General features: G+C 74.1%; 21 protein-coding genes. 6 read left to right on the top strand and 15 right to left on the bottom strand.

Annotation, left to right across the window (positions count from 1 at the left end; translation table 11 throughout):
* Window positions 1-5: 5 nt before the first annotated feature.
* A complete protein-coding gene (locus MKK68_RS20390) occupies window positions 6-1,223 on the bottom strand; it encodes a DUF1501 domain-containing protein (RefSeq protein WP_244032693.1) in 1,218 nt (405 codons plus the stop codon).
* A gap of 4 nt (window positions 1,224-1,227) precedes the next feature.
* Complete coding sequence (locus tag MKK68_RS20385) at window positions 1,228-2,616, bottom strand: DUF1800 family protein (protein ID WP_244032691.1); 1,389 nt, start codon at window positions 2,614-2,616, stop codon at window positions 1,228-1,230.
* A 212-nt stretch (window positions 2,617-2,828) separates the two neighbouring features.
* On the opposite strand from MKK68_RS20385, the gene MKK68_RS20380 reads away from it, so the two are divergent.
* Complete coding sequence (locus MKK68_RS20380) at window positions 2,829-3,548, top strand: response regulator (protein WP_147844073.1); 720 nt, start codon at window positions 2,829-2,831, stop codon at window positions 3,546-3,548.
* The gene (locus MKK68_RS29790; RefSeq protein WP_244032690.1) at window positions 3,545-4,912 is read left to right on the top strand and encodes an ATP-binding protein; all 1,368 of its coding nucleotides are present in this window, start codon (window positions 3,545-3,547) and stop codon (window positions 4,910-4,912) included. The genes MKK68_RS20380 and MKK68_RS29790 overlap by 4 nt, the downstream gene beginning before the upstream one ends.
* A gap of 15 nt (window positions 4,913-4,927) precedes the next feature.
* Here the strand turns inward: MKK68_RS29790 and MKK68_RS20370 are convergent, their stop codons facing one another.
* From MKK68_RS20370 to MKK68_RS20340, 7 genes are all read right to left on the bottom strand, one after another.
* Window positions 4,928-6,637, bottom strand: coding sequence for an IlvD/Edd family dehydratase (locus MKK68_RS20370; RefSeq protein WP_244032688.1), 1,710 nt, complete (start codon window positions 6,635-6,637; stop codon window positions 4,928-4,930).
* A 230-nt stretch (window positions 6,638-6,867) separates the two neighbouring features.
* Window positions 6,868-7,830, bottom strand: a complete 963-nt coding sequence (locus MKK68_RS20365) for an NAD(P)-dependent oxidoreductase (protein WP_244032686.1) — start codon at window positions 7,828-7,830, stop codon at window positions 6,868-6,870.
* A gap of 27 nt (window positions 7,831-7,857) precedes the next feature.
* The gene (gene rsmD, locus MKK68_RS20360) at window positions 7,858-8,415 is read right to left on the bottom strand and encodes a 16S rRNA (guanine(966)-N(2))-methyltransferase RsmD (protein WP_244032684.1); all 558 of its coding nucleotides are present in this window, start codon (window positions 8,413-8,415) and stop codon (window positions 7,858-7,860) included.
* A complete protein-coding gene (locus MKK68_RS20355; protein WP_244032679.1) occupies window positions 8,412-10,610 on the bottom strand; it encodes a pseudouridine synthase in 2,199 nt (732 codons plus the stop codon). Before MKK68_RS20355 ends, rsmD begins: the two co-directional genes overlap by 4 nt.
* Before the next feature lie 49 nt (window positions 10,611-10,659).
* Window positions 10,660-11,280 (bottom strand): LysE family translocator, encoded by a 621-nt coding sequence (locus tag MKK68_RS20350; RefSeq protein ID WP_147844614.1) that lies wholly within the window; start codon window positions 11,278-11,280, stop codon window positions 10,660-10,662.
* A 126-nt stretch (window positions 11,281-11,406) separates the two neighbouring features.
* Entirely contained in the window at window positions 11,407-11,583 is a 177-nt protein-coding gene (locus MKK68_RS20345; RefSeq protein ID WP_147729528.1) for a DUF1328 domain-containing protein, read from the bottom strand.
* A gap of 118 nt (window positions 11,584-11,701) precedes the next feature.
* Complete coding sequence (locus MKK68_RS20340; RefSeq protein WP_147729527.1) at window positions 11,702-11,878, bottom strand: CsbD family protein; 177 nt, start codon at window positions 11,876-11,878, stop codon at window positions 11,702-11,704.
* A gap of 159 nt (window positions 11,879-12,037) precedes the next feature.
* On the opposite strand from MKK68_RS20340, the gene MKK68_RS20335 reads away from it, so the two are divergent.
* Both MKK68_RS20335 and MKK68_RS20330 read left to right on the top strand, forming a co-directional pair.
* On the top strand, window positions 12,038-12,505 hold the full coding sequence (locus MKK68_RS20335) for a nucleoside deaminase (protein ID WP_244032677.1): 468 nt from the start codon (window positions 12,038-12,040) through the stop codon (window positions 12,503-12,505).
* A gap of 73 nt (window positions 12,506-12,578) precedes the next feature.
* On the top strand, window positions 12,579-13,283 hold the full coding sequence (locus tag MKK68_RS20330; protein ID WP_244032675.1) for an SDR family NAD(P)-dependent oxidoreductase: 705 nt from the start codon (window positions 12,579-12,581) through the stop codon (window positions 13,281-13,283).
* 13 nt (window positions 13,284-13,296) lie between these two features.
* On the opposite strand, the gene MKK68_RS20325 is transcribed toward MKK68_RS20330, so the two are convergent.
* The 3 genes from MKK68_RS20325 to MKK68_RS20315 all read right to left on the bottom strand — a co-directional run bounded on the left by MKK68_RS20325 (window position 13,297) and on the right by MKK68_RS20315 (window position 15,221).
* Window positions 13,297-13,527: a hypothetical protein gene (locus tag MKK68_RS20325; protein ID WP_243946555.1), complete on the bottom strand. Its 231-nt coding sequence runs from the start codon at window positions 13,525-13,527 to the stop codon at window positions 13,297-13,299.
* A 114-nt stretch (window positions 13,528-13,641) separates the two neighbouring features.
* Window positions 13,642-14,040, bottom strand: coding sequence for a RidA family protein (locus tag MKK68_RS20320; protein ID WP_147729782.1), 399 nt, complete (start codon window positions 14,038-14,040; stop codon window positions 13,642-13,644).
* Window positions 14,041-14,048: 8 nt separating this feature from the next.
* Window positions 14,049-15,221 carry an alanine racemase gene (locus MKK68_RS20315; protein WP_244032673.1) on the bottom strand — a complete coding sequence of 391 codons (1,173 nt, stop codon included), beginning with the start codon at window positions 15,219-15,221 and terminating at the stop codon, window positions 14,049-14,051.
* 95 nt (window positions 15,222-15,316) lie between these two features.
* On the opposite strand from MKK68_RS20315, the gene MKK68_RS20310 reads away from it, so the two are divergent.
* Window positions 15,317-16,297, top strand: a complete 981-nt coding sequence (locus MKK68_RS20310; protein WP_244032670.1) for a quinone oxidoreductase family protein — start codon at window positions 15,317-15,319, stop codon at window positions 16,295-16,297.
* Window positions 16,298-16,310: 13 nt separating this feature from the next.
* On the opposite strand, the gene MKK68_RS20305 is transcribed toward MKK68_RS20310, so the two are convergent.
* The 3 genes from MKK68_RS20305 to MKK68_RS20295 form a co-directional block, all read right to left on the bottom strand.
* Window positions 16,311-17,999 carry a thiamine pyrophosphate-binding protein gene (locus MKK68_RS20305; RefSeq protein ID WP_243946549.1) on the bottom strand — a complete coding sequence of 563 codons (1,689 nt, stop codon included), beginning with the start codon at window positions 17,997-17,999 and terminating at the stop codon, window positions 16,311-16,313.
* Between the two features lie 71 nt (window positions 18,000-18,070).
* The gene (locus tag MKK68_RS20300) at window positions 18,071-19,258 is read right to left on the bottom strand and encodes an FAD-dependent oxidoreductase (RefSeq protein WP_244032668.1); all 1,188 of its coding nucleotides are present in this window, start codon (window positions 19,256-19,258) and stop codon (window positions 18,071-18,073) included.
* A gap of 196 nt (window positions 19,259-19,454) precedes the next feature.
* Window positions 19,455-20,351, bottom strand: coding sequence for a LysR substrate-binding domain-containing protein (locus MKK68_RS20295; RefSeq protein ID WP_244032667.1), 897 nt, complete (start codon window positions 20,349-20,351; stop codon window positions 19,455-19,457).
* A gap of 193 nt (window positions 20,352-20,544) precedes the next feature.
* Between MKK68_RS20295 and MKK68_RS20290 the strand changes: the two genes are divergently transcribed.
* The gene (locus tag MKK68_RS20290) at window positions 20,545-21,846 is read left to right on the top strand and encodes an SLC13 family permease (protein ID WP_147843279.1); all 1,302 of its coding nucleotides are present in this window, start codon (window positions 20,545-20,547) and stop codon (window positions 21,844-21,846) included.
* The last annotated feature ends 117 nt before the right edge of the window (window positions 21,847-21,963 follow it).

The following is a 21,963-nucleotide window of genomic DNA, read 5'->3' as shown; positions in this document are numbered from 1 at the left end:
GGGGATCAGGCGAGGAGGTCGCGCGTCGGCGCGACGCCTCCGCTGCCCGGGAAGACGGTGTCGGCCAGCGCCCGGTCGGGGAGGCCGAGATGGTCGCGCAGGACGCCCTTCAGCACGGCGCGCAGGTCCGTGGTCGGGCGCAGGTCGCGGCCCTCGAGCAGGGCCGCGGGTGCGAGGCCCGGCCAGTCGGCGACGACCCGCCCGCCGGCCACCGCGCCGCCGGCGAGGAAGGCGGCCGCCGCGGTGCCGTGGTCGGTCCCGTCGGTGCCGTTGGCGTGCGCGGTGCGGCCGAACTCGGTGGCGACCGCGACCACGGTGTCGCCCCAGGCGGGGCCGAGCTCCGCCTTCAGCGCCGCCAGCGCGTCGTCGAGCGCCTTGAGGAGGTGGGCGAGGCGGCCCGAGGCCGGCCCCTCCGCGGCATGGGTGTCCCAGCCGTCGAGCGCCAGGGTCGCGATCCGCGGCCCGTCGGGGCGGGCGAGCATCCGCCCCGCCGCCGCGGCCAGGGTGGCGTAGATGCGGCCGGGACCGCCGACCGCTTGCCCCCCCTCCGGCAGCATCGCGTCGAGACGGTTGCTTTCGGTCAGCGCCGCCAGCAGGGCCGGATCGCGCTCGCCGTAGAGACGCTCCAGCCGCATCACCGTGTCGTCGAGCGGCGCGCGCAGGTTGCCGGGCGACCAGCTCATCACCGGGGCGGGCCCGCGCATCACCAGGGGCACCGTCGCGCCGCAGGCGAAGAGGTCGCGTCCGCGGGCCGGGCCGGCGGACGGCAGCAGGGCGGCCGCGCGATTGAGCCAGCCGGTCCCGCTGCCGTTCGGGCTCGGGGTGCCGTTCTCCAGGACGTCCTGCCCGTCGAAATGCGAACGCTCGCGATAGGGCGTCGCCACCGCGTGCAGCATCAAGGCCTCGCGGGCATCGAACAGCCCCTTGAGGAACGGCAGGTTCGGGTTGAGGCCGAACAGGCCGCCGAGCGGCAGCGCCGCGCCGGCGCCCGACGCCGGCAGCGCCAGCGGGCCGCGCAAGGCGGCATAGGCCGGATCGCCGATCGCCGGGAGGAAAGCGAGACCGTCGAGCGCGCCGCGCAGGATCACGAAGACGAAGCGCGGGTCGCGGGTCGCGGCCGAAGCGATCCGCGGCATCAGGCCGGCGGCCGCGAGCGTCGAGCCGGCGGCGAGCAGGCCGCGACGGGTCGGCAGGCTGCCGCAGGTCGGTGGGTTGAGCCGCATCGCGCTATCTCCGCTGGAATTCCGGGCTCATCAGGAGCAGGGCGAGGCCCTGCGCCCCGGTCTCGGCCCGGGCGATCTCGCGCCGGGTCGGCGCGGAGAGCAGCGGACCGAACGCGTCCTCGGCGAGCGCGACCGGGTTGCCGGCGGGCGGCGCCCGCTCGCAGGCTTCGGCGGCCCAATCGATCCGGGCCTTGAAGGCGTGCGGCGCGAGCCATTCGGCGGCGGCGTCCGGCCAGCCGCGGGGGCTCGGCGGCGCGAAGGTGCGCTGCCCGAAGGCGGCGAGCGCCCGCGGCACGTGGCCGTCGCGTCGGTCGGCACCGGGGACGAGCCGGAGCGCGCTCAGCACGAACTCGTAGGGCGTCTTGAACTTGCGCGGCGCCGGCTCCCACGCCTCCGGCGTCGCGACCAGCTCGGCGGCCATCGCGGCGAGATCGCCGTCGCCGTCGCGATAGGCGGCGGCGAGCCGCGCCACCGCGCCCTCGGGCGGATCGTCGGCGATGAAGTGGGTCGCGAGCTTGCGGGCGAGATGGCGGGCCGTCGCCGGATGGCGCGCGAGCGCGTCCAACACCGCGTCGCCCTGCTCCAGGCCGCCCGGTTCGTAGGTCCGGCCGAGGATCGTCGCCGGGCCGGGCTCGTGCCGGCTCGCGGCGAACAGGAAGCGCCCGGCATCCGGCCGGTCGGCCCGCGGCGGCACCCAGCCCCGGCCGGTGAGAACCCCGGCCAGCGCCGTGACGTCGGCCTGGCCGTAGCCGCCGTCGACGCCGAGCGTGTGCAGCTCCAGCGTCTCGCGGGCGAGGTTCTCGTTGAGGCCGAGGCCGCGCCGTGCCCCGGCCGGGGAGCCGGGGCCGACGGAGCGCTGATTGTCGAGGTAGACCAGCATCGCCGGGTGGCGCTGCACCGCCCGCAGCATGTCGGCGAAGCGCCCGAGCACGTGCGGGCGGATCGCCTCGCGCTCGAAGGCGCCGGCCAGCACGCGGACCGGCCCCTTGTCGCTCGAGACCGCGAAGTGGTTGGCGAAGAAAAGCGCCAGCCGCTCGACGAAGCCGGCCTCCGTCGCCGCGCCGTGCGCGAGCCGGGCCTCGACCTCGGCGCGCTCGATGGTTCGCCGGACCTGCCCGGGGTCGGCGGACGGCGGAGGCGCGGGCTGGGGGGGCGCAGCCGGCATCGAAGCGGGTTCGGCCGCTGCCCGGTCCCGCTTGGCGTTCCGGGCCTGCGCGAGGCTGCGAGCCGCCGCATCGGACGGCAGGAGCGCGGGATCGTCGATCAGGGCCGCCGCGGGCTGGGACAGCTGCGCGGCGAGCCATCCGCGCGGATCGCCGGCGATGCGGGCGGTCTCGCCCGGCCGTGCGCCGATCCCGAACCTGTTGAGTGCAAGGACCGCATCCGTGGTCATCGCTTCGATCCCTCGCGGCGCGCCGAACCGGCGGCCTGGATCGGACCGTCGCGCCCGCCTGTCGCGCAACGATCCCAGGTTCGAAGACTTTCTTGCCGAGCTGTCGCAGGCCCGGCGGGCGGTTACATCTTGCGACGTTGTTTCCGCGCGGTCCGGCCGGCCCGGCCGCTAGGATCGGCCGGCGGAAGGCCCGACGACGAAGGCTCGACGACATGGACGCTGCCCACCTGCTGGTCGTCGACGACCACCGCGACATCCGCGATCCGCTGGCCGCCTACCTGCGCCGGCACGACCTGCGGGTGAGCGTGGCGGCCGACGCCGCGGCGGCGCGGGCGATCCTCGGCACCAGCGCCATCGACCTCGTCGTCCTCGACGTGATGATGCCCGGCGAGGACGGGCTCTCGCTCTGTCGCCACATCCGCGAGGTGCACGACACGCCGGTGATCCTGCTGACGGCGATGGCCGAGCAGACCGACCGCATCGTCGGGCTGGAGATCGGCGCGGACGACTACGTGACCAAGCCGTTCGACCCGCGGGAGCTGCTCGCCCGGGTGAAGAACCTGCTGCGCCGGGCCGCCGCCCTGCCGCGCGAGCGCGCCGAACCCGGCGCGCGGCGCCTCGCCTTCGACCGCTGGATCCTGGATAGCGACCGGCGCGAGCTCGTCGACGGGGCGGGCGAGGCGGTCGTGCTCAGCACCGCGGAGTTCCGCCTGCTCGCCGCGCTGGTGCGGCGCCCGCGGGTGGTGCTGTCGCGCGACCAGCTCCTCGACCTGACGAGCGGCCGCACCGCCCAGGCCTTCGACCGCAGCATCGACAACCAGGTCAGCCGGCTTCGGCGCAAGCTCGAGCGCGATCCCGCCCATCCCGAGCTGCTCAAGACGGTGTGGGGCGGCGGCTACGTCTTCGCCACCGACGTGCGGGAGGTCCGGTGAGCCGCCTCGTGCCGCGCTCGCTCGTCTGGCGGCTGGCGCTGCTCCTGGTGCTGGCGGTGGTGGCCGCGCAGGCCGCGGCCTTCGCGATGTTCGCGAGCGAGGCGACCCGCGTCGGGCGCGCCGCCGGCCGCACCCAGGTGATCGACCGCATCGCCATCCTCGTCCGCCTGCTCGACACGGTGCCGGCGGACGCGGTCCCAGGAACCATCGCGGCCTTCAACTCGCCCAGGCACCACTTCTCGATCGGCCCGGCGAGCCTCGTCCCCGACGGGGCGATGGACGCCGACGAGGCCCGGCTGGCGCACGGCCTCGACCGCCGCCTGCAGGCGGATGCGACCGAGGCGCGCCTGCTCCTGGTCAAGCGCGACTCGGTCAGGCGCGACGTCGCCGACGACCCGCCGGCCGAGGGGCGCCGGGCCAAGCCGGAGGCGCTCCAGGTCTCGGTGCACCTCGCCGACGGGCGCTGGCTCAACGGCGAGGCGCCGGTCGCGCTGCCGACGCCGCCCTGGATGCGGATCGGCCTGTTCCAGATCGCCGCCAGCGTCGTCGCCGTGCTCGCCGTGGTCGGTCTTGGGCTGCGCGGGGTGGTCGGGCCGGTGACAGCCCTGGCGCAGGCCGCCGAGGAGGCCGGGCGCGGCACGATGGTCGCGCCGTTGCCGGAATCGGGCCCCGCGGAACTGCGGACGATGACGATCGCCTTCAACCGGATGCAGGCACGGCTCCGGGCCTACGTCGACGATCGCACCCGGATGCTCGCCGCCGTCAGCCACGACCTGCGCACGCCGATCGCCTCGCTGTGGCTGCGCGCGGAGATGGTGGAGGACGAGGACCTCCGCGCCGGCATGGTGCGGACGCTGGGCGACATGAAGCGGATGGTGGAGGCGACGCTGTCCTTCGCCCGCGACGACGCCGCCTCGCAGGCGAGCGGCCCCCTCGACCTCGCCGAGCTCGCCCGCACGCTGGCCTCGGACCACGCCGCGCTCGGCCGCGACGTCACCCTGTCGGCCCCAGAAGCCCTTCCCTTCGCCGGCCGGCCCGACGCCCTGAGGCGGGCGCTCGACAACCTCGTCGAGAATGCGGTCCGCTACGGGCGACGCGCGCGCCTCGCGCTCGATCGCGACGGCGCGGACGTGCGCATCCGGGTCGAGGACGACGGGCCGGGCATCCCTGCCGACCGGGTCGAGGCGATGTTCGAGCCCTTCGCCCGGCTCGACGATTCGCGCAGCGACGAGACCGGCGGCACCGGCCTCGGGCTCGCCATCGCGCGCTCGGCGATCCGCGCGCATGGCGGCGAGATCCGGCTGCACAACCTGCCGCAAGGGGGCCTGCGCGCGGAGGTCGTCCTGCCCGGGGCGGGACGCTGACGCCGGTCGCGGCGTTCAGCCGGTCTCCGGCGACGCGCGCATGAAACCGAAGTCGCAGCCCGCGTCGGCCTGCTCGACCGTCTCGTAGAGCAGGCGCGCGTAGCCGCGGGCGGCCCAGGCCGGGCGCTCGGCCGGACCCGCCTCGGACCGGCGCCGCTCCAGCTCGGCGTCGTCCACCAGGAGATCGATGCGACGGGCCGCCGTGTCGAGGCGGATGCGGTCGCCGGTGCGGACGAGCCCGAGCGGGCCGCCGTCGGCCGATTCCGGGGTGACGTGCAGCACGATCGTGCCGAAGGCGGTGCCGCTCATCCGCGCATCGGAGATGCGGACCATGTCCTTCACCCCAGCGGCGAGGATCTTCTTCGGGATCGGCAGGTAGCCGGCCTCGGGCATGCCGGGCGCGCCCTTGGGGCCCGCGTTCTGCAGGACGAGCACGTCGTCGGGGCCGACGTCGAGGTCGGGATCGTCGATCCGCGCGGTCATGTCGGGGATCGAGGCGAACACCACCGCGCGGCCCTCGTGCTGGAGCAGCGCCGGGCTTGCGGCGCTGTGCTTGATCACGGCGCCCCGCGGCGCGAGGTTGCCGTGCAGCACCGCCATCGCGCCCAGCGGCTTGATCGGGTTGTCCCGCGACCGGATCACCGTCTGGCCCGGGACGTCCTCGGCCGCCGCGGCCACGTCGCGGAGCGTCCCGCCGGCCACCGTCCCGGCGTCGAGGTCGATCAGGTCCCCGAGCTGCGCCATCAGCTTCGGGACGCCGCCGGCATGGTGGAAATGCTCCATGTAGTGGTCGCCGGACGGCTTCAGGTCGACCAGCACCGGCACCGCACGGCCGAGCCGGTCGAAGGCGTCGAGGTCGATTCCGTGCGGCGTGCGGTTGGCGATGGCGGTGAGGTGGATCAGCCCGTTGGTCGAGCCGCCGATCGCCTGGAGCACCACCTGCGCGTTGCGGAAGGCGTCCGGCGTCAGGAGCTCGCTCGGGCGGGGAGCGCCAGAGGCCGCCATCTCGGCGGCGCGCCGGCCGCTCGCCTCGGCGAGGCGGATGCGCTCGGCGTGCGGGGCGGGGATCGTCGCCGACATCGGCAGCGACAGGCCGAGCGCCTCGGCGATGCAGGCCATGGTGCTGGCCGTGCCCATCACCATGCAGGTGCCGACGGAGGGCGCGAGCCGGCCCTCGACGGCGGCGATCTCGGCCTCGTCGAGCTGGCCGGCGCGGTGCGCGCTCCAGAGCCGGCGGCAATCGGTGCAGGCGCCCAAAACCTCGCCCTTGTGGTGGCCCACCACCATCGGCCCGGTCGGGATCACCACCGTCGGCAGGTCGGCGCTGGCCGCGGCCATGATCTGAGCCGGAAGCGTCTTGTCGCAGCCGCCGATGACGATCACCGCGTCCATCGGCTGGGCGCGGATCATCTCCTCGGTCTCCATCGCCATCAGGTTGCGCAGGAACATCGAGGTCGGGTGCGCGAAGCTCTCGTGGATCGAGATGGTGGGGAACACCATCGGCATCGCGCCGGCGAGCATGACACCGCGCTTGGCCGCCTCGATCAGCGCCGGCACGTTGCCGTGGCATGGATTGAAGTCGCTGGCCGTGTTGGTGATGCCGACGATCGGCCGGTCGAGGGCGTCGTCGGAATAGCCCGCCGCCTTGATGAAGGCCTTGCGCAGGAACAGCGAGAACCCGGCATCGCCGTAGCTGGTGAGACCCTTTCGCAGACCCTTGCTCATCGTGCCGTTCCTCGCTCCGATCCAGGTTCACACACTCGGCGGCTCGGTTTCGGATCGGGGGCCGACCGGCTCCCTCTCCCTTTGGGAGAGGGTTGAAGTGAGAGGCGTGACCTCTCCGGAAAGCTCACGCCCCTCATCCTGTCCTTCTCCCCCATGGGAGAAGGGACCCGCGCGATGTCACGGCTCCCAAGCGCCGTGTGCGCCCGCCTCCGCGCGCGCACAGCCAGCCGTCAGCGTTCCAGCGCGGCCGGGTTCACGAGGTTCCGCGGCCGCTCGCCGGACAGGATCCTGAGCATCTCCTCCACCGCCCCGAGGCCCATCGCGCGCAGGCTCGTGGCGGTGGTTCCGGCGACGTGCGGCGTCAGCAGCAGGTTCGGGCAGGCGTGGAGCGGATGGTCGGGCGCCAGCGGCTGATGCTCGAACACGTCGAGCGCCGCGCCGCCGAGCCGGCCGGTGTTCAGCGCCGCCACCACCGCGTCGGTCACGACGATCGGCCCGCGGGCGACGTTGATCAGCACCGCACCCGGGCGCATCCGCCCGATCAGCGCGGCGTCGACCAGCCCGCGCGTGGCGTCGGTGAGCGGGCAGGCGATCACCACCGCGTCGCTGCCCGAGAACAGCGTCGCGACGTCCACCGGCTCGACGAGCCCGCCATGGTCCGATGCGATCCGCGACGCCCCGAGCACGCGCAGGCCGAAGCCGTGGCGGGCGATTCCCGCGACGCGGCGGCCGATCTCGCCCATCCCGAGGATGCCGAGCGTGGTGCCGCCGATCTCGGCGAGGTCGTTGGCGCGGGTCTTGGCCGCGAGCCAGCCGTCCCGGCGCAGGCCGGCATCGACGTCGGCGAGCCGCCGCCGCAGGGCGAGGAGGGCGGAGAGGACGTACTCGGCTACCGCCCCGGTGTTGCTGCCGGGCAGGTTCGCCACCGGGATCCCGCGGGCGGTGGCGGCCGCCAGCGGCACGAAGTCCAGCCCGACGCCGTGGCGGACGATGCCGCGAAGCTTCGGCGCGTGGTCGAGGATGTCGTCGGGCAGCTGCGCGCGCACGATCATCCCGGCGGCGTCGGGGGCGAGCGCCCGCAGGGAGGACGCCGCCGTGTCGGGGGCGACGAAGACGCGGGCATGGGGCGCCAGCATCGCGACCGCGTCGGGGTGGATCGGGTTGGTGAGGAGGACGAGGGGCAGGGGGGTCAAGGAACGGCCTTTCTCGCCTTGGGCAACTCAGCCCGTGAAGCGCGCCAGCGTGACCGCCGTGTCGCCGTAGGTCCGCCGTTCCAGGTCCGTGAACCCCGCCGGCAGAGCGACGACCGCGTCGGCGGATTCTTCGATCACCACCAGGGCGTCGGGCGTCAGCCAGCCGCCCTGCGCGGCCGCCGTCAGCGCTGCGGGCGCCAGGTCGTGGCCGTAGGGCGGATCGCAGAACACCAGGGAGAAGCGACCGGTGGTGCCCGAGGGGCCGAGCTTGGTCGCGTCCCGCCGGAACAGGCGGGTGCGCCCCTCGGCGCCGAACTGCTCGATGTTCTCGCGGATGACGCCGCGCGCCTCCGCCCCCTCGTCGACCAGCAGCGCGTAGGCCGCGCCGCGGGACAGCGCCTCGAAGCTCAGCGCGCCGGTGCCGGCGAACAGGTCGAGGATGCGGGCGCCCGGCACCGCGTCGTCGTAGGCGTGGGCCAGAACGTTGAACAACGCCTCCCGCAGGCGGTCCGAGGTCGGGCGGATCGCGTCGGAGCGCGGGCTGGCGAGGCGCCGGCCGCGCCAATCCCCGCCGACGATCCTCACCGCCCGCCGCGGCCGGGCGGACGGCCGCCGCCGCCGGGCCGGCCGCCGGGCTTCGCACCGAACCCGCCGGACGGCTTGCCCCCGAACCCGCCGGGCTTGCCGCCCGCCGGACGACCGGCCCCGCCGCCGGGTCGGCCCTGGCCGCCCTTGAACCCGCCCTCGCCGCGCGGCTTGAAGCTGCCCTCGACGCGGCCCTTGTAGCCGGTCTCGCGCTCGCCGCCGGGCTTGCCGCCGAACCCGCCCGACGGCTTTCCGCCGAAGCCGCCGGGCTTCGCACCGAATCCGCCGGGCTTGCCGCCGAACCCGCCGGGTCGATCGCCCGGCTGCCCGGCCGGCTTCTTGCCCTGGTAGCCGCGCCCCTCCGGGCGGGCACCCTCGGCGCGGCCGCCGTCCCGGCGCTCGCCCTGGTACCCGCGCGATTCACCGCGGTCGCCGCGCGGGCGCTCGCCGGACTCCTGCCCGCGGAACCCCGTGCCGCGATCGCTGCGCGGGGGCCCGCGATCCGCGCCCTCGTTGAAGCGCGGGGTGTAGGGCCGCTCCGGGCGGGCGCCCGCGTCGCGATCGTCGCGCCTGCGCTGCGGCTTCGCGCCGTTCTCGTCGCGGGCGTAGCGGCGCTGCGGCTGCGCCTCCTCGGCGGGCGCCGGGCTCGCCGACAGCCGCTCGACGAGGACGCGCCGGTCGCCGGTGTTGATCGCCCCGACGCGCTCGCGCCCGCGGCTCTCGGCCGCCGCCGCCCGCTCGGCCTTCGGGTCGGCGCCGCGGCGCGGCACCTTGGAGGGCCGGAAGCCCTCCGGATTGTCGGATTCGCCGGCGCGCCAGACGGACCGGCGCGGACCGGCGCCCATGCCGCCGGTGGGCACGCGGGCCGGCGCGGCCGGGCGCACCGGGCGCCCGCCGGAGGGCGCGCGGCCGCGGGGCGCCTCGTCCCGGCGCGAGCGCTCGGCCTGGGCCTCCTTCTTCGGCCCGCCGAAGGGCGCGATCGGCTCGCGCACCGGGCTCTCGAAGTCGACGCCGGCCTGACTCGCGAGGCCCTTGCCGAGCTGCTCCTTCAGGACCTTGGTCTTGATCTCCTCGGTCAGCCCGACCTCGAGGTCGCCGAGCTGGAACGGCCCGAACGACAGCCGGATCAGCCGGTTCACCGACAGGCCGAGATGCTCGAGGATGCGCTTGACCTCGCGGTTCTTGCCCTCGCGCAGGCCGAGCGTCAGCCAGACGTTGTCGCCGCTGGCGCGATCGAGGGTCGCCTCGACCGGGCCGTATTCCATGCCGTCGATGGTCACGCCCTTGCGCAGCTGGTCGAGCTCCATCTGCGTGATGTCGCCGAAGGCACGCACGCGATAGCGGCGCAGCCAGCCGGTATCGGGATGGGCGATCACCTTGGCGAGGCCGCCGTCGTTGGTCAGCAGCAGCAGGCCTTCGGTGTTGATGTCGAGGCGGCCGATGGCGACGACGCGCGGCATCTCCTCGGGCATCACCTCGAACACGGTCTGGCGCCCTTCCGGGTCGCGCGCCGTGGTGACGAGGCCGCGCGGCTTGTGGAAGATCCAGAGCCGGGTGCGCTCGCGCGTCGGCAGCGGCTCGCCGTCGACGGTGATGGCGTCGGAATCCGTCACGTTGATCGCCGGCGTGTCGAGCACGCGGCCGTTCAGCGTGATGCGGCCTTCCGCGATCATCGCCTCGACGTCGCGGCGCGAGGCGATGCCGGCGCGGGCGATCGCCTTGGCGATGCGCTCGCCCTCGTAGGTCTCGGGCGCAGCGGGGGCGGCCTTCGCCGGCGCGGTCTCGGGGGCCGCGATCTCGGAAGCCGTGGCCTCCGGCGCGGCGGCCTCGAGATCCTCGAGCTCGGCCTCATCGACGGGGGCCGACGCTGCCGGGGTCGGCTCGGCCGCGGCCGGGCGGCGGCGCAGGGGGGCGTCGCCGCCGCGCTCCTTCGAAACCTTCTCCTTGGCCGGGCGCTCGTTGGCGTGCCGGTCCTTGGGTCGGTCGCGGGCCACGCGCTCCCGCGGCGCCTCGTCGTCCGCGGACCGGACGTTGGCGTCGGTGGCCGGGCTCCAAGGCTCTGGACGGGAAGGCTCGTCCTGAGAGGCCGCCTCACGGCGTGCGGGCTCGGCGTTCGCCGGGGTCTCGGGCGCCTGCGTCGTCTCGGGACCGCGGACGGGCTCGTCCGCGGAGGGGGTGGTCGGATTGTCGCTCATCGGCAAGCCCATAACAGAGCGGGCCCCGCCGCGCGAGACGGATCGTCGCTCAGGGGCGTCCGGCCAGCAGGCCGAGCCCGAAGCCGACGAAGATCGCACCGGTGGCCCGGTCGAACAGGCGCCGCAGCGCAGGCCTGGCGAGATGGCGCGCGAGCTGCCGGCCGCCGAGGGCGTAGACGGCATACCAGAACGCCTCGGCGGCGGCGAAGGTCGCGACCAGGATCGTCAGCTGCAACCCCTGATCCGCGGCGGGATCGATGAATTGCGGCAGGAACGCCGCCGCGAACAGCAGGAGCTTCGGGTTGCTCGCCCCGATCAGGAACCCGCCCCGGAACAGGCCGCCGGCGGAGGGGGCGATCGGTCCCGTTCCGACCTGCGGCACCCCGCCGGCCCCGCGCCACGCCTGAATCCCGAGGAGGACCAGGTATGCGACGCCGGCATAGCGCAGCCCTGCGAACAGGTTGGGCGAGGCGGCGAGCACGGCGCCCAGCCCCGTCGCCGAGGCGCAGAGCACCAGCACCACGGCCGACAGGCACCCGGCCATGGCGAACAGGCTGGCTCCGAGGCCGAAGCGAAGGCTGCGCGTCATCACGTGCAGCATGTTCGGGCCGGGGGTGCCGGAAAGCAGGAAGACGGCGCAGAGGAAGAGCGCCCAGGTTTGGGGATTCATGGACCGGACAGGGTGAGGTGAGGGCACCTGAGGCTACGCCCGCACGCGTTCCAATGCACCCCGGCACGCGAGAAGGGCGGCCCGATCCGGGCCGCCCTTCTCACAACGCAGAACTAGTCCGGCCGGTCAGAGCCGCGGCGCGCGTCCGCGCATCACGCCGAACACGGCGGAGACCAGGAACAGGGCGATGGCCACGAAGAAGACGATCTTGGCCGCCTCCATCGCCGTCCCGGCGATGCCGCCGAAGCCGAGGAGCGCCGCGACCAACGCGACCACGAGAAAGGTGATGGCCCAACCGATCATGCAGACCTCCTGGAAACGAATGCGTTGATGCAAGGCCGGGGGACGCACCGACCGGCCGACCGAACCCCGATGCGGAACGAAACCCGCATCCGCACCGGGGGATGCGTTGCTGCGAGGCTTACTTGCCGACGGCCGACTTGACGTCGCCCTTGACGCCTTCGGCCTTGCCCTTGGCTTCCTGCGCGGCGCCGTCGGCCTTCAGGTTCGCGTTGTCCGTCGCGTTGCCGATGCCCTGCTTGGCCTTGCCGACCGCCTCGTTGGCGGCGCCCTTGATCTTGTCGGTGGTGCTGCTCATCGCCGGCTCCTCATCCTGAATGCGGCCGTGCCGCGTTGGATGAGAAACGGCCGGCCCCAGCTGAATGTTCCGCCGATTAACATTGATCGGATTGGGGTCGATGTGTCGGCCGGTGCGGCGCGCTTTGCGGCGGCGGTGCCGGCGGCTAGGAACGTCCTCGTGCCCGACTCGATCCCTCCCGCGAAGACGTCGCCGTTCGATCTCGCCTTCTCCGCGGCGCGCCGCGCGGCGGAGGCCGGCGAGGTGCCGGTCGGTGCCGTCATCGTGCGCGGCGGCGTCGTGCTGGCGGTGGCGCACAACCGGCCGCGGGCGCTGAACGATCCGACGGCGCATGCGGAGATCCTGGCGATCCGCGCCGCCTGCGCCGTCCTCGGCGACGACCGGCTGCCGGGCTGCGACCTCTACGTGACCCTGGAGCCGTGCCCGATGTGCGCGGGCGCGATCGGCTTCGCGCGGATCCGGCGGCTCTATTACGGCGCCGCCGACCCCAAGGGCGGCGGGGTCGAGAACGGCGCCCGCGTGTTCAATCATCCGACCTGCCACCACGCGCCGGATGTGTATGGCGGCTTCCGCGAGGACGAGGCGGCGGCATTGCTGCGCGCCTTCTTCCGCGAGCGGCGGGACTGACCCGTCGCCCCTGCGCGCGAACCGGCCCCGCCCGCCCGACGTTGCCCCGTCGGACAACCCGGAAGCCGCCTCCATGAGACCGACCTATCATCGCGCCATGATCGTCGGGGCCGGCTCGGGCCTCAGCGCGGCGCTCGCCCGGCAACTCGCCGCCGACGGCCTGCGGGTTGGGCTGGCGGCCCGCGACGTCGGCAAGCTCGACGCGCTCGCCCGCGAGACCGGCGCGGCGGTCCACGCCTGCGACGCGAGCCGGCCGGACGACGTCGAGGCGCTGTTTGCCGCGATCGAGCCGGCGCTCGGCGGCCCGCCGGACGTGGTGGTCTACAACGCCAGCGGGCGCGTGCGCGGCGCGATCGCGGAGCTCGACCCGGCGGCCGTCGCCCAGGCGCTCGCCGTCTCGGCCTTCGGCGGGTTCCTGGTGGCGCAGGCGGCCGCCCGGCGCATGCTGCCGGCCCGGCACGGCGCGATCCTGCTCACCGGGGCCTCGGCGAGCGTGAAGGGGTTCGCCGGCTCGTCGGCCTTCGCCATGGGCAAGTTCGCCCTGCGCGGCCTGGCCCAGAGCCTGTCGCGCGAGCTGCAGCCCCAGGGCATCCACGTGGCCCACTTCGTCATCGACGGCGCGATCCGGAACCCGGCCCGCGCGCCCGAGGCGCCGGATGCCCCCGACAGCCACCTCGACCCGGAGGCCATCGCCCGCAGCTACCGCGACGTGCTGCGCCAGGATCGCAGCGCCTGGACCCAGGAGCTGGAGCTGCGCCCCTGGGTCGAGCGGTTCTGAGAGACCTGCGGCCTCACCCGTGCCGCAGGTCGCCCACCGGCGCCGGCGGGGGCCGGAAAGGTTGCGCGGTCGCGGGGATCTTGAACGGCAGGACGTTCGAGGGACGCTCGTCCGCGACCGGGGGCGACGGCCGCCGGCGGCCCAACCGGAGGATCAGGCCGACCACGAGCCGGCTGCAGCCGCGCGCGGCGTGACGCTGCGCCCGGCTTCGCGTCCAGATCGGAAAATCCTGGCGGTTTCGCATGTCGGGCTCCCTCGTCAGGCTCGGACACGAGAGAACACCGCGATTCCGATGACCCGCACATCACCCGTTTGGGGGATGCCCCCGGCGATCGGTAAACGGCCGCGATGGGTCGGCTCAGGCCGGGTCCGGGCGCGCGGCGACGGCCTCGATCTCGACGAGGTAGCCGTGGTGCAGGCCCGGCACCGGCACCACGGCGCGGGCGGGGCGGGCCGCGCCGAACATCTCCGCGTAGATCCGATCGAAGGCCGGCCAGTTCTCGACGCCGACCAGGTAGGCGGTGACCTTGAGCACGCGCTCCGGGCCGCATCCGGCCGCGCCGAGGATGGCGAGCACGTTGGCCAGCGCCTGCCGGGCCTGCTCCTCGAACGGGCGGTCGAAGGTATGGCTGCCGTCGGGGCGGGGCCCGAGCTGGCCCGAGACGAAGACGAGGTCGCGCCATGCCGTCGCCTGGGCATAGTGCCCGGCGGGCTCCGGCACGGCCTTCGTCGCGATGCGCTCGATCGGATCTGTCATGGGGAGGATCACCAGCCGGCGATGCGGGGCCACGTGGCGGAGACGCGCCCGGCGGCGTCGAGCACGTGGTAGCTTCCGTGCTGCGCGGCGGTGGCGCAGGCATGGTTGGGCAGGATGCGCAGGCGCGCGCCCAAGGCAAGGTCCGGCAGCGCGGCTGCGGATCCGGGGCGGAGGGCGACGATGCCGTGCTCCTGGTTGGCGTCGCGCACGATCAGGTCGGGGTAGGGCGTCCCCGCCGGATCGCAGACGATCCCGTAGCCCTGGTCGACGGCTTGGCGCGCGGTGCCGCGGTCGCGCGACAGCGCCATCCATCCGGCGTCGACGATGATCCAGCCCTTCGCGCGCTGGTGCCCGATCACCGTCGCCAGCACCGACAGGACGATGTCCCCGGTTGCGCAGGTGCCGATGCCGGCCTGGAACAGGTCGCCGAACATGAAGACGCCGGCCCGCACTTCGGTCACGCCGTCGAGCGCCTCGGCGAACCGCGCGGTCGGGGTCGAGCCGATGCTGACCACGGGGCAGGGGAGGCCGGCGGCCCGCAGGTGCCCGGCCGCCGCGACGCCGGCCGCGCGCTCGGCCTCCGCCGCCGCCGCGATCCGCTCAGGCTCGCTCAGGCCGTAGCTGTCGCCGGCATGCAGCAGCACCCCGCGCAGCACCGCGCCCCCGGCGACGAGGACGCGGCCGATCGCCGTCAGCGTCCCGGCGTCGTCCGGCGCGACCCCCGAGCGGTGCCCGTCGGCGTCGACCTCGATCAGGACGGGCAGGGGCGCGCAGACGGGATCGCGGTTGGCCGCCACCCACGCCGCGACGGCCTCGGCCTGCGCCACGCTGTCGAGGATGATCGCGAGGTCGGCCCCGTATTGCCGGCGGATGCCGCCGACCCGATCGAGCTTCTGCGGCGCGATGCCGACGCCGTAGGTGAGGTCGGTCACGCCGCCCTCGGCGAAGTAGGCGGCCTCGCGCAGCGTCGAGACCATGGCCGGCCCGCGCGGGCCGGTCATCGCGCGGCGCGCCACGTCGAGGGACTTCGCCGTCTTGAGATGGGGCCGGAAGGCGACGCCGAGGCCGGCGAGCCGCGCCCGCATCCGCGCGACGTTGGCGGTCAGGCGCGCCTCGTCGAGGAGCAGGCAGGGGGTGTCGAGGGCGGCGAGCGAATCCGCGGCGAGGTCGGTGACGGCCATCGCGACCCCTTTCCGATTCCGGTCCCGGCCTTCTAGGCAGATGCCGGGCGCAGGGCTAGGTGGTCGAGACCGTCGCCCGGCCTCGGAGAACCGCCATGACAGACGCGAACGCCGTCATCCTCCGCGCGTTCGGCGCCCCCGAGGCGATGCGCCTCGAAGCCGTCGACCTGCCCCCGCCCGGACCGGGCGCGGTGCTCCTGCGCCAGACCGCGATCGGCTTCAACTTCATCGACGTCTACCAGCGCAAGGGGGTCTACCCGCTGCCGCTGCCGACCGGGCTCGGCCACGAGGCCACCGGGCGGATCGAGGCGCTGGGCGAGGGCGTCGCGGGGTTCCGGGTCGGCGACCGGGTCGCCTATATGAACGCGGGGCTCGGCAGCTACGCCGACCGGCGCGTCGTGCCGGCGGACAAGCTGGTGGCGATCCCCGACGCGGTCTCGGACGAGGACGCCGCCGCCCTGCTGTTCAAGGGGATAACCGCGCAGTACCTGCTCCGGCGCACCCACGCGGTCCAGCCGGGCGAGGTGGTGCTGGTCCATGCCGCGGCCGGCGGCGTCGGGCAGATCCTGTGCCGCTGGGCCAAGGCGCTCGGCGCCACCGTGGTTGGCACCGCGGGATCGGCGGAGAAGTGCGCGGTGGCGCGCGAGGCCGGCTGCGACGTGGCGATCGACTATTCGCGAGGGGGCTGGCCCGAGGCACTGCTCGCCGCCACCGGCGGCCGCAAGGCGCGGGTCGTCTACGATTCGGTCGGCCGCGACACCTTCCTGCATTCGCTCGACCTCGCCGCGCCCTTCGGCCTCGTGGTGCTCTACGGCGCCGCCTCCGGGCCGGCGCCGGCGATCGAGCCGGAGCTGCTGAACAAGAAGGGCTGCCTCTTCCTCACCCGCCCGTCGGTGTTTCCGCACAATGCCGACCCCGCGGACCTGCGGGCCAACGCGGCCGAGGTCTTCGCCGCCATCGCCTCGGGGGCGATCGTCGCGCGCATCGGCGCGCGGTTCCCGCTCGCGGAGGCGGTCGCGGCGCACCGCGCGGCGGAGGCACGCGAAACGACGGGATCGATCCTGCTGCTGCCGTGAGGCACGCCGCCCGTCAGGTCGCCCGCACCACCACCTCGACCAGGTTCGGCGCGCCCGACCGGATCCCGTGCTCGATCGCCGCCGCGATGTCGGCCGCCCGGGTCACGCGCCGCGCCGGCACGCCCATCGAGGCGGCCAGCGCGACGAAGTCGATGCGCGGATCGACGAGGTCCATGGCGATGAAGCGGTTGGCGCGCACCGACGCGTAGTGGGATTGCGACTTCATGTAGTTCTTCAGGATGTTGTACTCGGCGTTGTTGATCACCACGAAGGTCACCGGCAGCGCTTCGTGGGCGGCGGTCCACAGCGCCTGGGGCGAGTACATCGCCGCGCCGTCGCCGACGACGCAGACCACCGGCGCGCGGTCGAGGCCGAGCGAGGTGCCGACCGAGGCCGGCATTCCCCAGCCCAGGACGCCGCCGCGCATCGAGGCGTACTGGTGCGTCTTGTCGCTGTGCAGGAAGGTGCGCAGATGCGCCATCGTCGCCGGCGCCTCATCGACGATGGCGGTGTCGGCGCCGACGGCGCGGGCGATCTCGCGGGCGGCGACCAGCGGCGCGATCACCGGGTCGGCGAAGGCGGCATCGGCCGCCTCGGTCAGCTTTCCGCGACGGGCCGCGTAGATCCGCGCGGCCGCGACCCGCAGCTCGGCATAGGCGTCGGCCCGCTCCGCGAGGCGCGGCCTCAGGAGCGGCAGCAGCGCGTCGAGGGAGGCGCGCACGTCGCCGACCATCGAGAGGGTGGTTTCGTAGGTGCGCCCGAGGTCGCGCACGTCCGCCGAGAGCTGGAACACCTGCGTGCCGGCCGGCACCGCCGAGCCTTCCGTGTAGAGCACCGTGATCAGCGACTTGCCGCCGAGCGCGAACACCGCGTCGTAGGCGCCGAGGATGCCGGCGATCTCCGTGGCCTTGGTCGGCAGGTTCCCGGCCCAGAGCGGATGCGCGGTGGGGAAGGGGATGTGGGCCGGCCAGGACGAGCCGTAGACCGGCGCGCCGAGGAGGTCGGCGAGCGCCACGGCCTGGCCGGAGGCGTCGCTGGCGTCGATCTCGTCGCCGGCGATGACGGCTAGGCGCCCGGGCGCCACCGCGGCGAGGTGGTCGGCGAGCCGCTCGAGCGAGCCCGCCACGGCGCAGCGGTCGATCGTCGAGACGCCGCCGGCGGGCGCGGCGGTCATCGCCTCCATCACGTCCATCGGCAGCGACAGGAAGACCGGGCCCGAGGGCGCGGCCGAGCAGTCGTGGAAGGCGCGCCGCAGCAGGATCGGCAGCTGGTCGGCGTTGGTGACCTCGCGCGCCCACTTCACGGCGGGCGTGGCGAGGCTGACGAGGTCGCCGAACAGCAGCGGATCGGTGATCGCGTGACGCGAATCCTGCTGGCCCGCCGTCACCACCAGCGGCGTGCCCGAGACGTGGGCGTTGATCAGGTTGCCGAAGCCGTGGCCGAGGCCGCCGGCGGTGTGGAGGTTGAGGAAGGCGGGCCGGCGCGCGGCATGCGCGTAGCCGTCGGCCATCGCCACCGCACTCGCCTCCTGCAGCGCCAGCACGTAGGCGATGTCGGGGGTCTCGGTGAGCGCGTCGATCAGCGGCAGCTCGGTGGTGCCGGGATTGCCGAAGATGTAGCGGACCCCCTCCGAGCGCAGCACCTCGAGCAGCACCATCGCCCCTCGGCGGCTTCCGAGCGCGTCCACCGTCGCAATCGCCATGGCCGTCCTTTCCGTCCCGTCGCGCGGCCGAGGCTACGCCGATGGCCGCACGGGGCAACCGCCCGGCGCGGTCAGAGCGCCAAGTGGGCCGCGACCGCCGAGGCGGCGCGCACCGCTCCCTGCGAGGCGCCCGTCGCGTAGCGGATCGCGTGGCGCGCGACGCGGTTGCGCACCCGGCGGACCGCCCAGGGCAGGGCGGTCTCGGTGGCGAGCGCGCGGGCGTAGAGGCTGGATCGCAGGCTCGCCGCGTCGCAGGCGACCTTGACCGGGTCGGCATAGAACGCGGCGACCTTGTCGGCACCCATGCCGGGCGTCGCGAGCCAGCCCGGCAGGTGGGCGTCGGCCAGTTGCCGCACGTCGGTCAGCACCTTGCCGATCCCGGTCCCGGGAATCGGGCACGCGGTCTGGAACGCGTCGCCGACGAGGACCACCCCGTCGCGAACGTGGCCCTCGGCCCGCATCAGGTCGATCGGGCGCACCTCGACCGAGCCGGCGACGGCGAGGTCCGGGCAATGGGCCGCGAGCCCCGGCATCAGCGCGCGCAGGGCCGCCTCCGGCTCGGCGCGAAACGCCTTCGTCCAGGGGGCGTTCGGCTGCTGGTAGCCGAACAGGTTCGCCCGCATGGTCTCGCCGAGCGGGAACAGCGTCAGGTAGGCGTCGCGCCCGCCGAACCGTTCGGAGAAGTAGGTCATCGCCCGAAACGGGAAGGCGTCGCGCGGCGCCGCCATGTCGAAGCCGACGGCCAGCGAGTGGCGTTCGCCGATCACGCGCCGGACGATCCCGGCCTTGCGGCGCAGCACGTCGCCGAGCCCCGTCGCCAGCACCACGAGGCGGCCGGCGAACCGGCGCCCGTCGCCGAGGGTGACGACCTGCCGCTCCGGGCCGAGATCGAGGTCGGCGACCCGGCCGACGGTGAGCAGCCCGGCGGGCAGGTCGGCCCGCAGGGCGTTGATCAGGTCGGGATAGGCGGCGCCGTACTCGGTGTTGCGCTCCCAATGCGCGAGGCTGCCGAAGCGCACGACCCGGACGGTGTCGGTCCTCGTGGTGCACCCGCGGGCGGCGGCGCCGAACCCGAGGGACTCGAACAGCGACATCTGCGCGGAGCCGTACTTCTCGGCGCGGAAATCGTGCGGGTGGACGGCGTGGGTGTCGATCAGCGCGACGCTGCGGCCGTCGCGGGCGAGGCGGCCGGCCAGGCAGGTTCCGGCCAGGCCGGCGCCGATCACCACGACATCGAAGCAGTCCGTCTGAGCAGGCATGGCGAGCACATCCCTCCGGCAGGGGCGCCTTCGACACGCCCGCACGGTACAGAAGTCGCAACCATCCCGAAAAGAAGATCCTTGCGTAGTTCTTCGCGATCAACCCTTCGTGACCAGCGAGAAACATCGTGGCAATGTTCTACCGAAGGTAGAGATCGCGTCGCGCCTTCATCGACGACGACATGATGCGGTCTGTTCAGGCGTCGCAACCGTCGCGCAAGTGCGTCACGAATTCCTGCGCGAAGGTCGGCAAGCCTTCGTAGCTGCGCAGGCACAGGGTCAGGGCGCGCGTCGCCCACGGCTCGATCAGCGGCACGACGGCGATGTCGAGGCCGCGGGCGACCCGCCGGGCCATGCTCTCGGGCACGATGCCGACGCCGACGCGGGCATCGACGAGGCGGCAGACGGCGTCGAACCCGCGCAGCTGCACGCGCAGGCGCATCGGGCGCCCGACGCGCGCCGCCTTGTCGGCGAGAAACCGGGTGAGCGCGCTCGCCCGGTCGAGACCGACGAGGTCGTGCGCCAGCACCTCGGCGAAGGCGACCGCCCCGCGCCCGGCCAGGGCGTGCCCGCGCGCCGCCACCAGCACGAAGCGGTCCTGCCGGAACGGGAAGGTCTCGAGGTCGCCGGTGTCGACCGTGCCCGACAGGATGCCGAGGTCGGCCTGCCCGTCCGCGACGAGGCCGACGATCTCGTCCGAGGTGTGCTCGTCGATCTCGACGCTGACCCCGGGGTTCTTCGCCAGGTAGGCGGCCAGCGCATCCGGCAGGAATTCGGTGAGCGCGTTGGTGTTGGCCAGGACCCGGATCTGCCCGACCGTGCCGCCGGAGAAGGCCGAGAGCTCGCCCTGCATCCGTTCGATCGCGGCGATCAGCCCGCGGGCATGCGCCAGCAAGGCCCGCCCGGCCGGGGTCGGCGTGACGCCGAGACGGGTGCGGGTGAGCAGGGCGGCGCCGAGCGAGGTCTCCATTGCCCGGATCCGCGTCGAGGCGGCGGCGAGCGCGAGGTTCGCGCGCGCCGCCCCGTGGGTGATCGAGCCGGCCTCGACCACGTGGCGGAAGAGGGTGAGGTCGGACAGGTCGAAGCGCATCATCGCCCGGCTTCCTTACGCGGGCCGCGAAGCCGCTGCCGGCGCCACCGCGATGCACGAGCGACTGCGAAACGCGCGCTCCCGACGCTCAGCCTTCGCCGATCGCGAAGGCACCATCAAGGAAATCCGTATTGCGAACCGTTCCAATCGGGCCCCTAACCATCGGGCGGATCGAACAGGGTAGGGGCAGGGCGGCATGGGAGGCGGGACGACGATCTGGGCGACCGGCGCGCTGCTCGTGCTCTGCATGGGCCTGTGGGCGACGGCGCTGCTGCCCGAGATCGTCACCGCGCTGCTGTTCTTCGCCCTCGCCATGCTGCTCAAGCTCGGCACGGCGGCGACGGTGTTCTCCGGCTTCGCGGCCTCGGCCTTCTGGCTGGTGATGTCGGGGATGGTGGTCGGCCTCGCGATGACGCGGACCGGCCTCGGCGCACGCCTGGCGCAGGGGCTGAGCGGCCGGCTCTCGGGCTCCTATCCGCGCCTCGTCGCCGGGCTCGTGGGGTTCAGCTTCCTGCTCGCCTTCGTGATGCCGTCGAACCTCGGGCGCATCGCGCTGATGATTCCGGTGACCCTGTCGCTCTGCGACGCGTTCGGGCTGGCGCCCGGGCGGAAGGGCCGGATCGGCGCGGTGATGGCGGTCGGGCTCGCGACCCCGATCCTGTCGGCGGCGATCCTGCCCGCCAACGTGCCGAACCTGGTGATGGCCGGCGCGGCCGAGCGGCTCCAGGGCCTGCACCTCACCTACCTGCCCTATCTCTGGCTGCACGCGCCGGTCCTGGCGCTGGTGAAGGGCGTGCTGCTCGTGGCACTCCTCGTGACGCTGTTCCCCGACCGGCTCGAATCCGGTGCCGCGGCGCTGCCGGCCCTGCCCCCGGCCTCGCCCGCCGAGCGCCGGCTGGCCGCGATCCTCGTCGGCACGCTGGCGCTATGGATGACCGACGGGCTGCACGGCATCGCCCCGGCCTGGGTCGGGCTCTCGGCCGCGGTGATCTGCCTAATGCCGCGGATCGGCGTGCTGCCGGCGGACGCCTTCGCGCAGGTCTCGCTGCGCACCTGCTTCTACATCGCCGCGCTGCTCGGCCTCGTGGCGGTCGTCAACGAGACCGGCTTGGGCGAGCGGCTCGGCCACGCGCTGCTGGCGGTCGCGCCCCTGAGCCCGGGCGCGACCGTGCAGAACTTCGCGGTGCTGACCGGCGTCGCCACGGCGCTCACCCTCGTGGTCACGGCCAACGGCGCGCCCGCGCTCTACACGGCGCTGGCGGGCGAGATGGCGCAGGCCAGCGGCTGGCCTGTGCTCGACGTGGTGATGGTGCAGGTTCTCGGCTACGCGACGCTGTTCTTCCCGTATCAGGCGCCGCCCATCGTGTTCGCGCGCGAGCTCGGCGGCGTGTCGCTGAAGGACGCGACGCGCGCGACCTTCGCCTACGGGGTCGCGACGCTGCTGGTCGCCGCGCCGCTCGACTACCTCTGGTGGCGGCTGATCGGGCGACTGCCATGAGAAGGATACGTGTCGCGAGAACGGCGCCCGCCGTGCCCGGCGGCAGGCGATATCCCGACGAAATCGTCATCTCCGTCCTGCCATGCCGCATTGCGGCGAAACGCTCGGGCCTCTAGC

Source organism: Methylobacterium sp. E-016, from assembly GCF_022829745.1.
GTDB lineage: Bacteria > Pseudomonadota > Alphaproteobacteria > Rhizobiales > Beijerinckiaceae > Methylobacterium.
The sequence above is the reverse complement of the archived record's forward strand: the minus strand, read 5'-3'. Positions and strand labels throughout refer to the sequence as shown.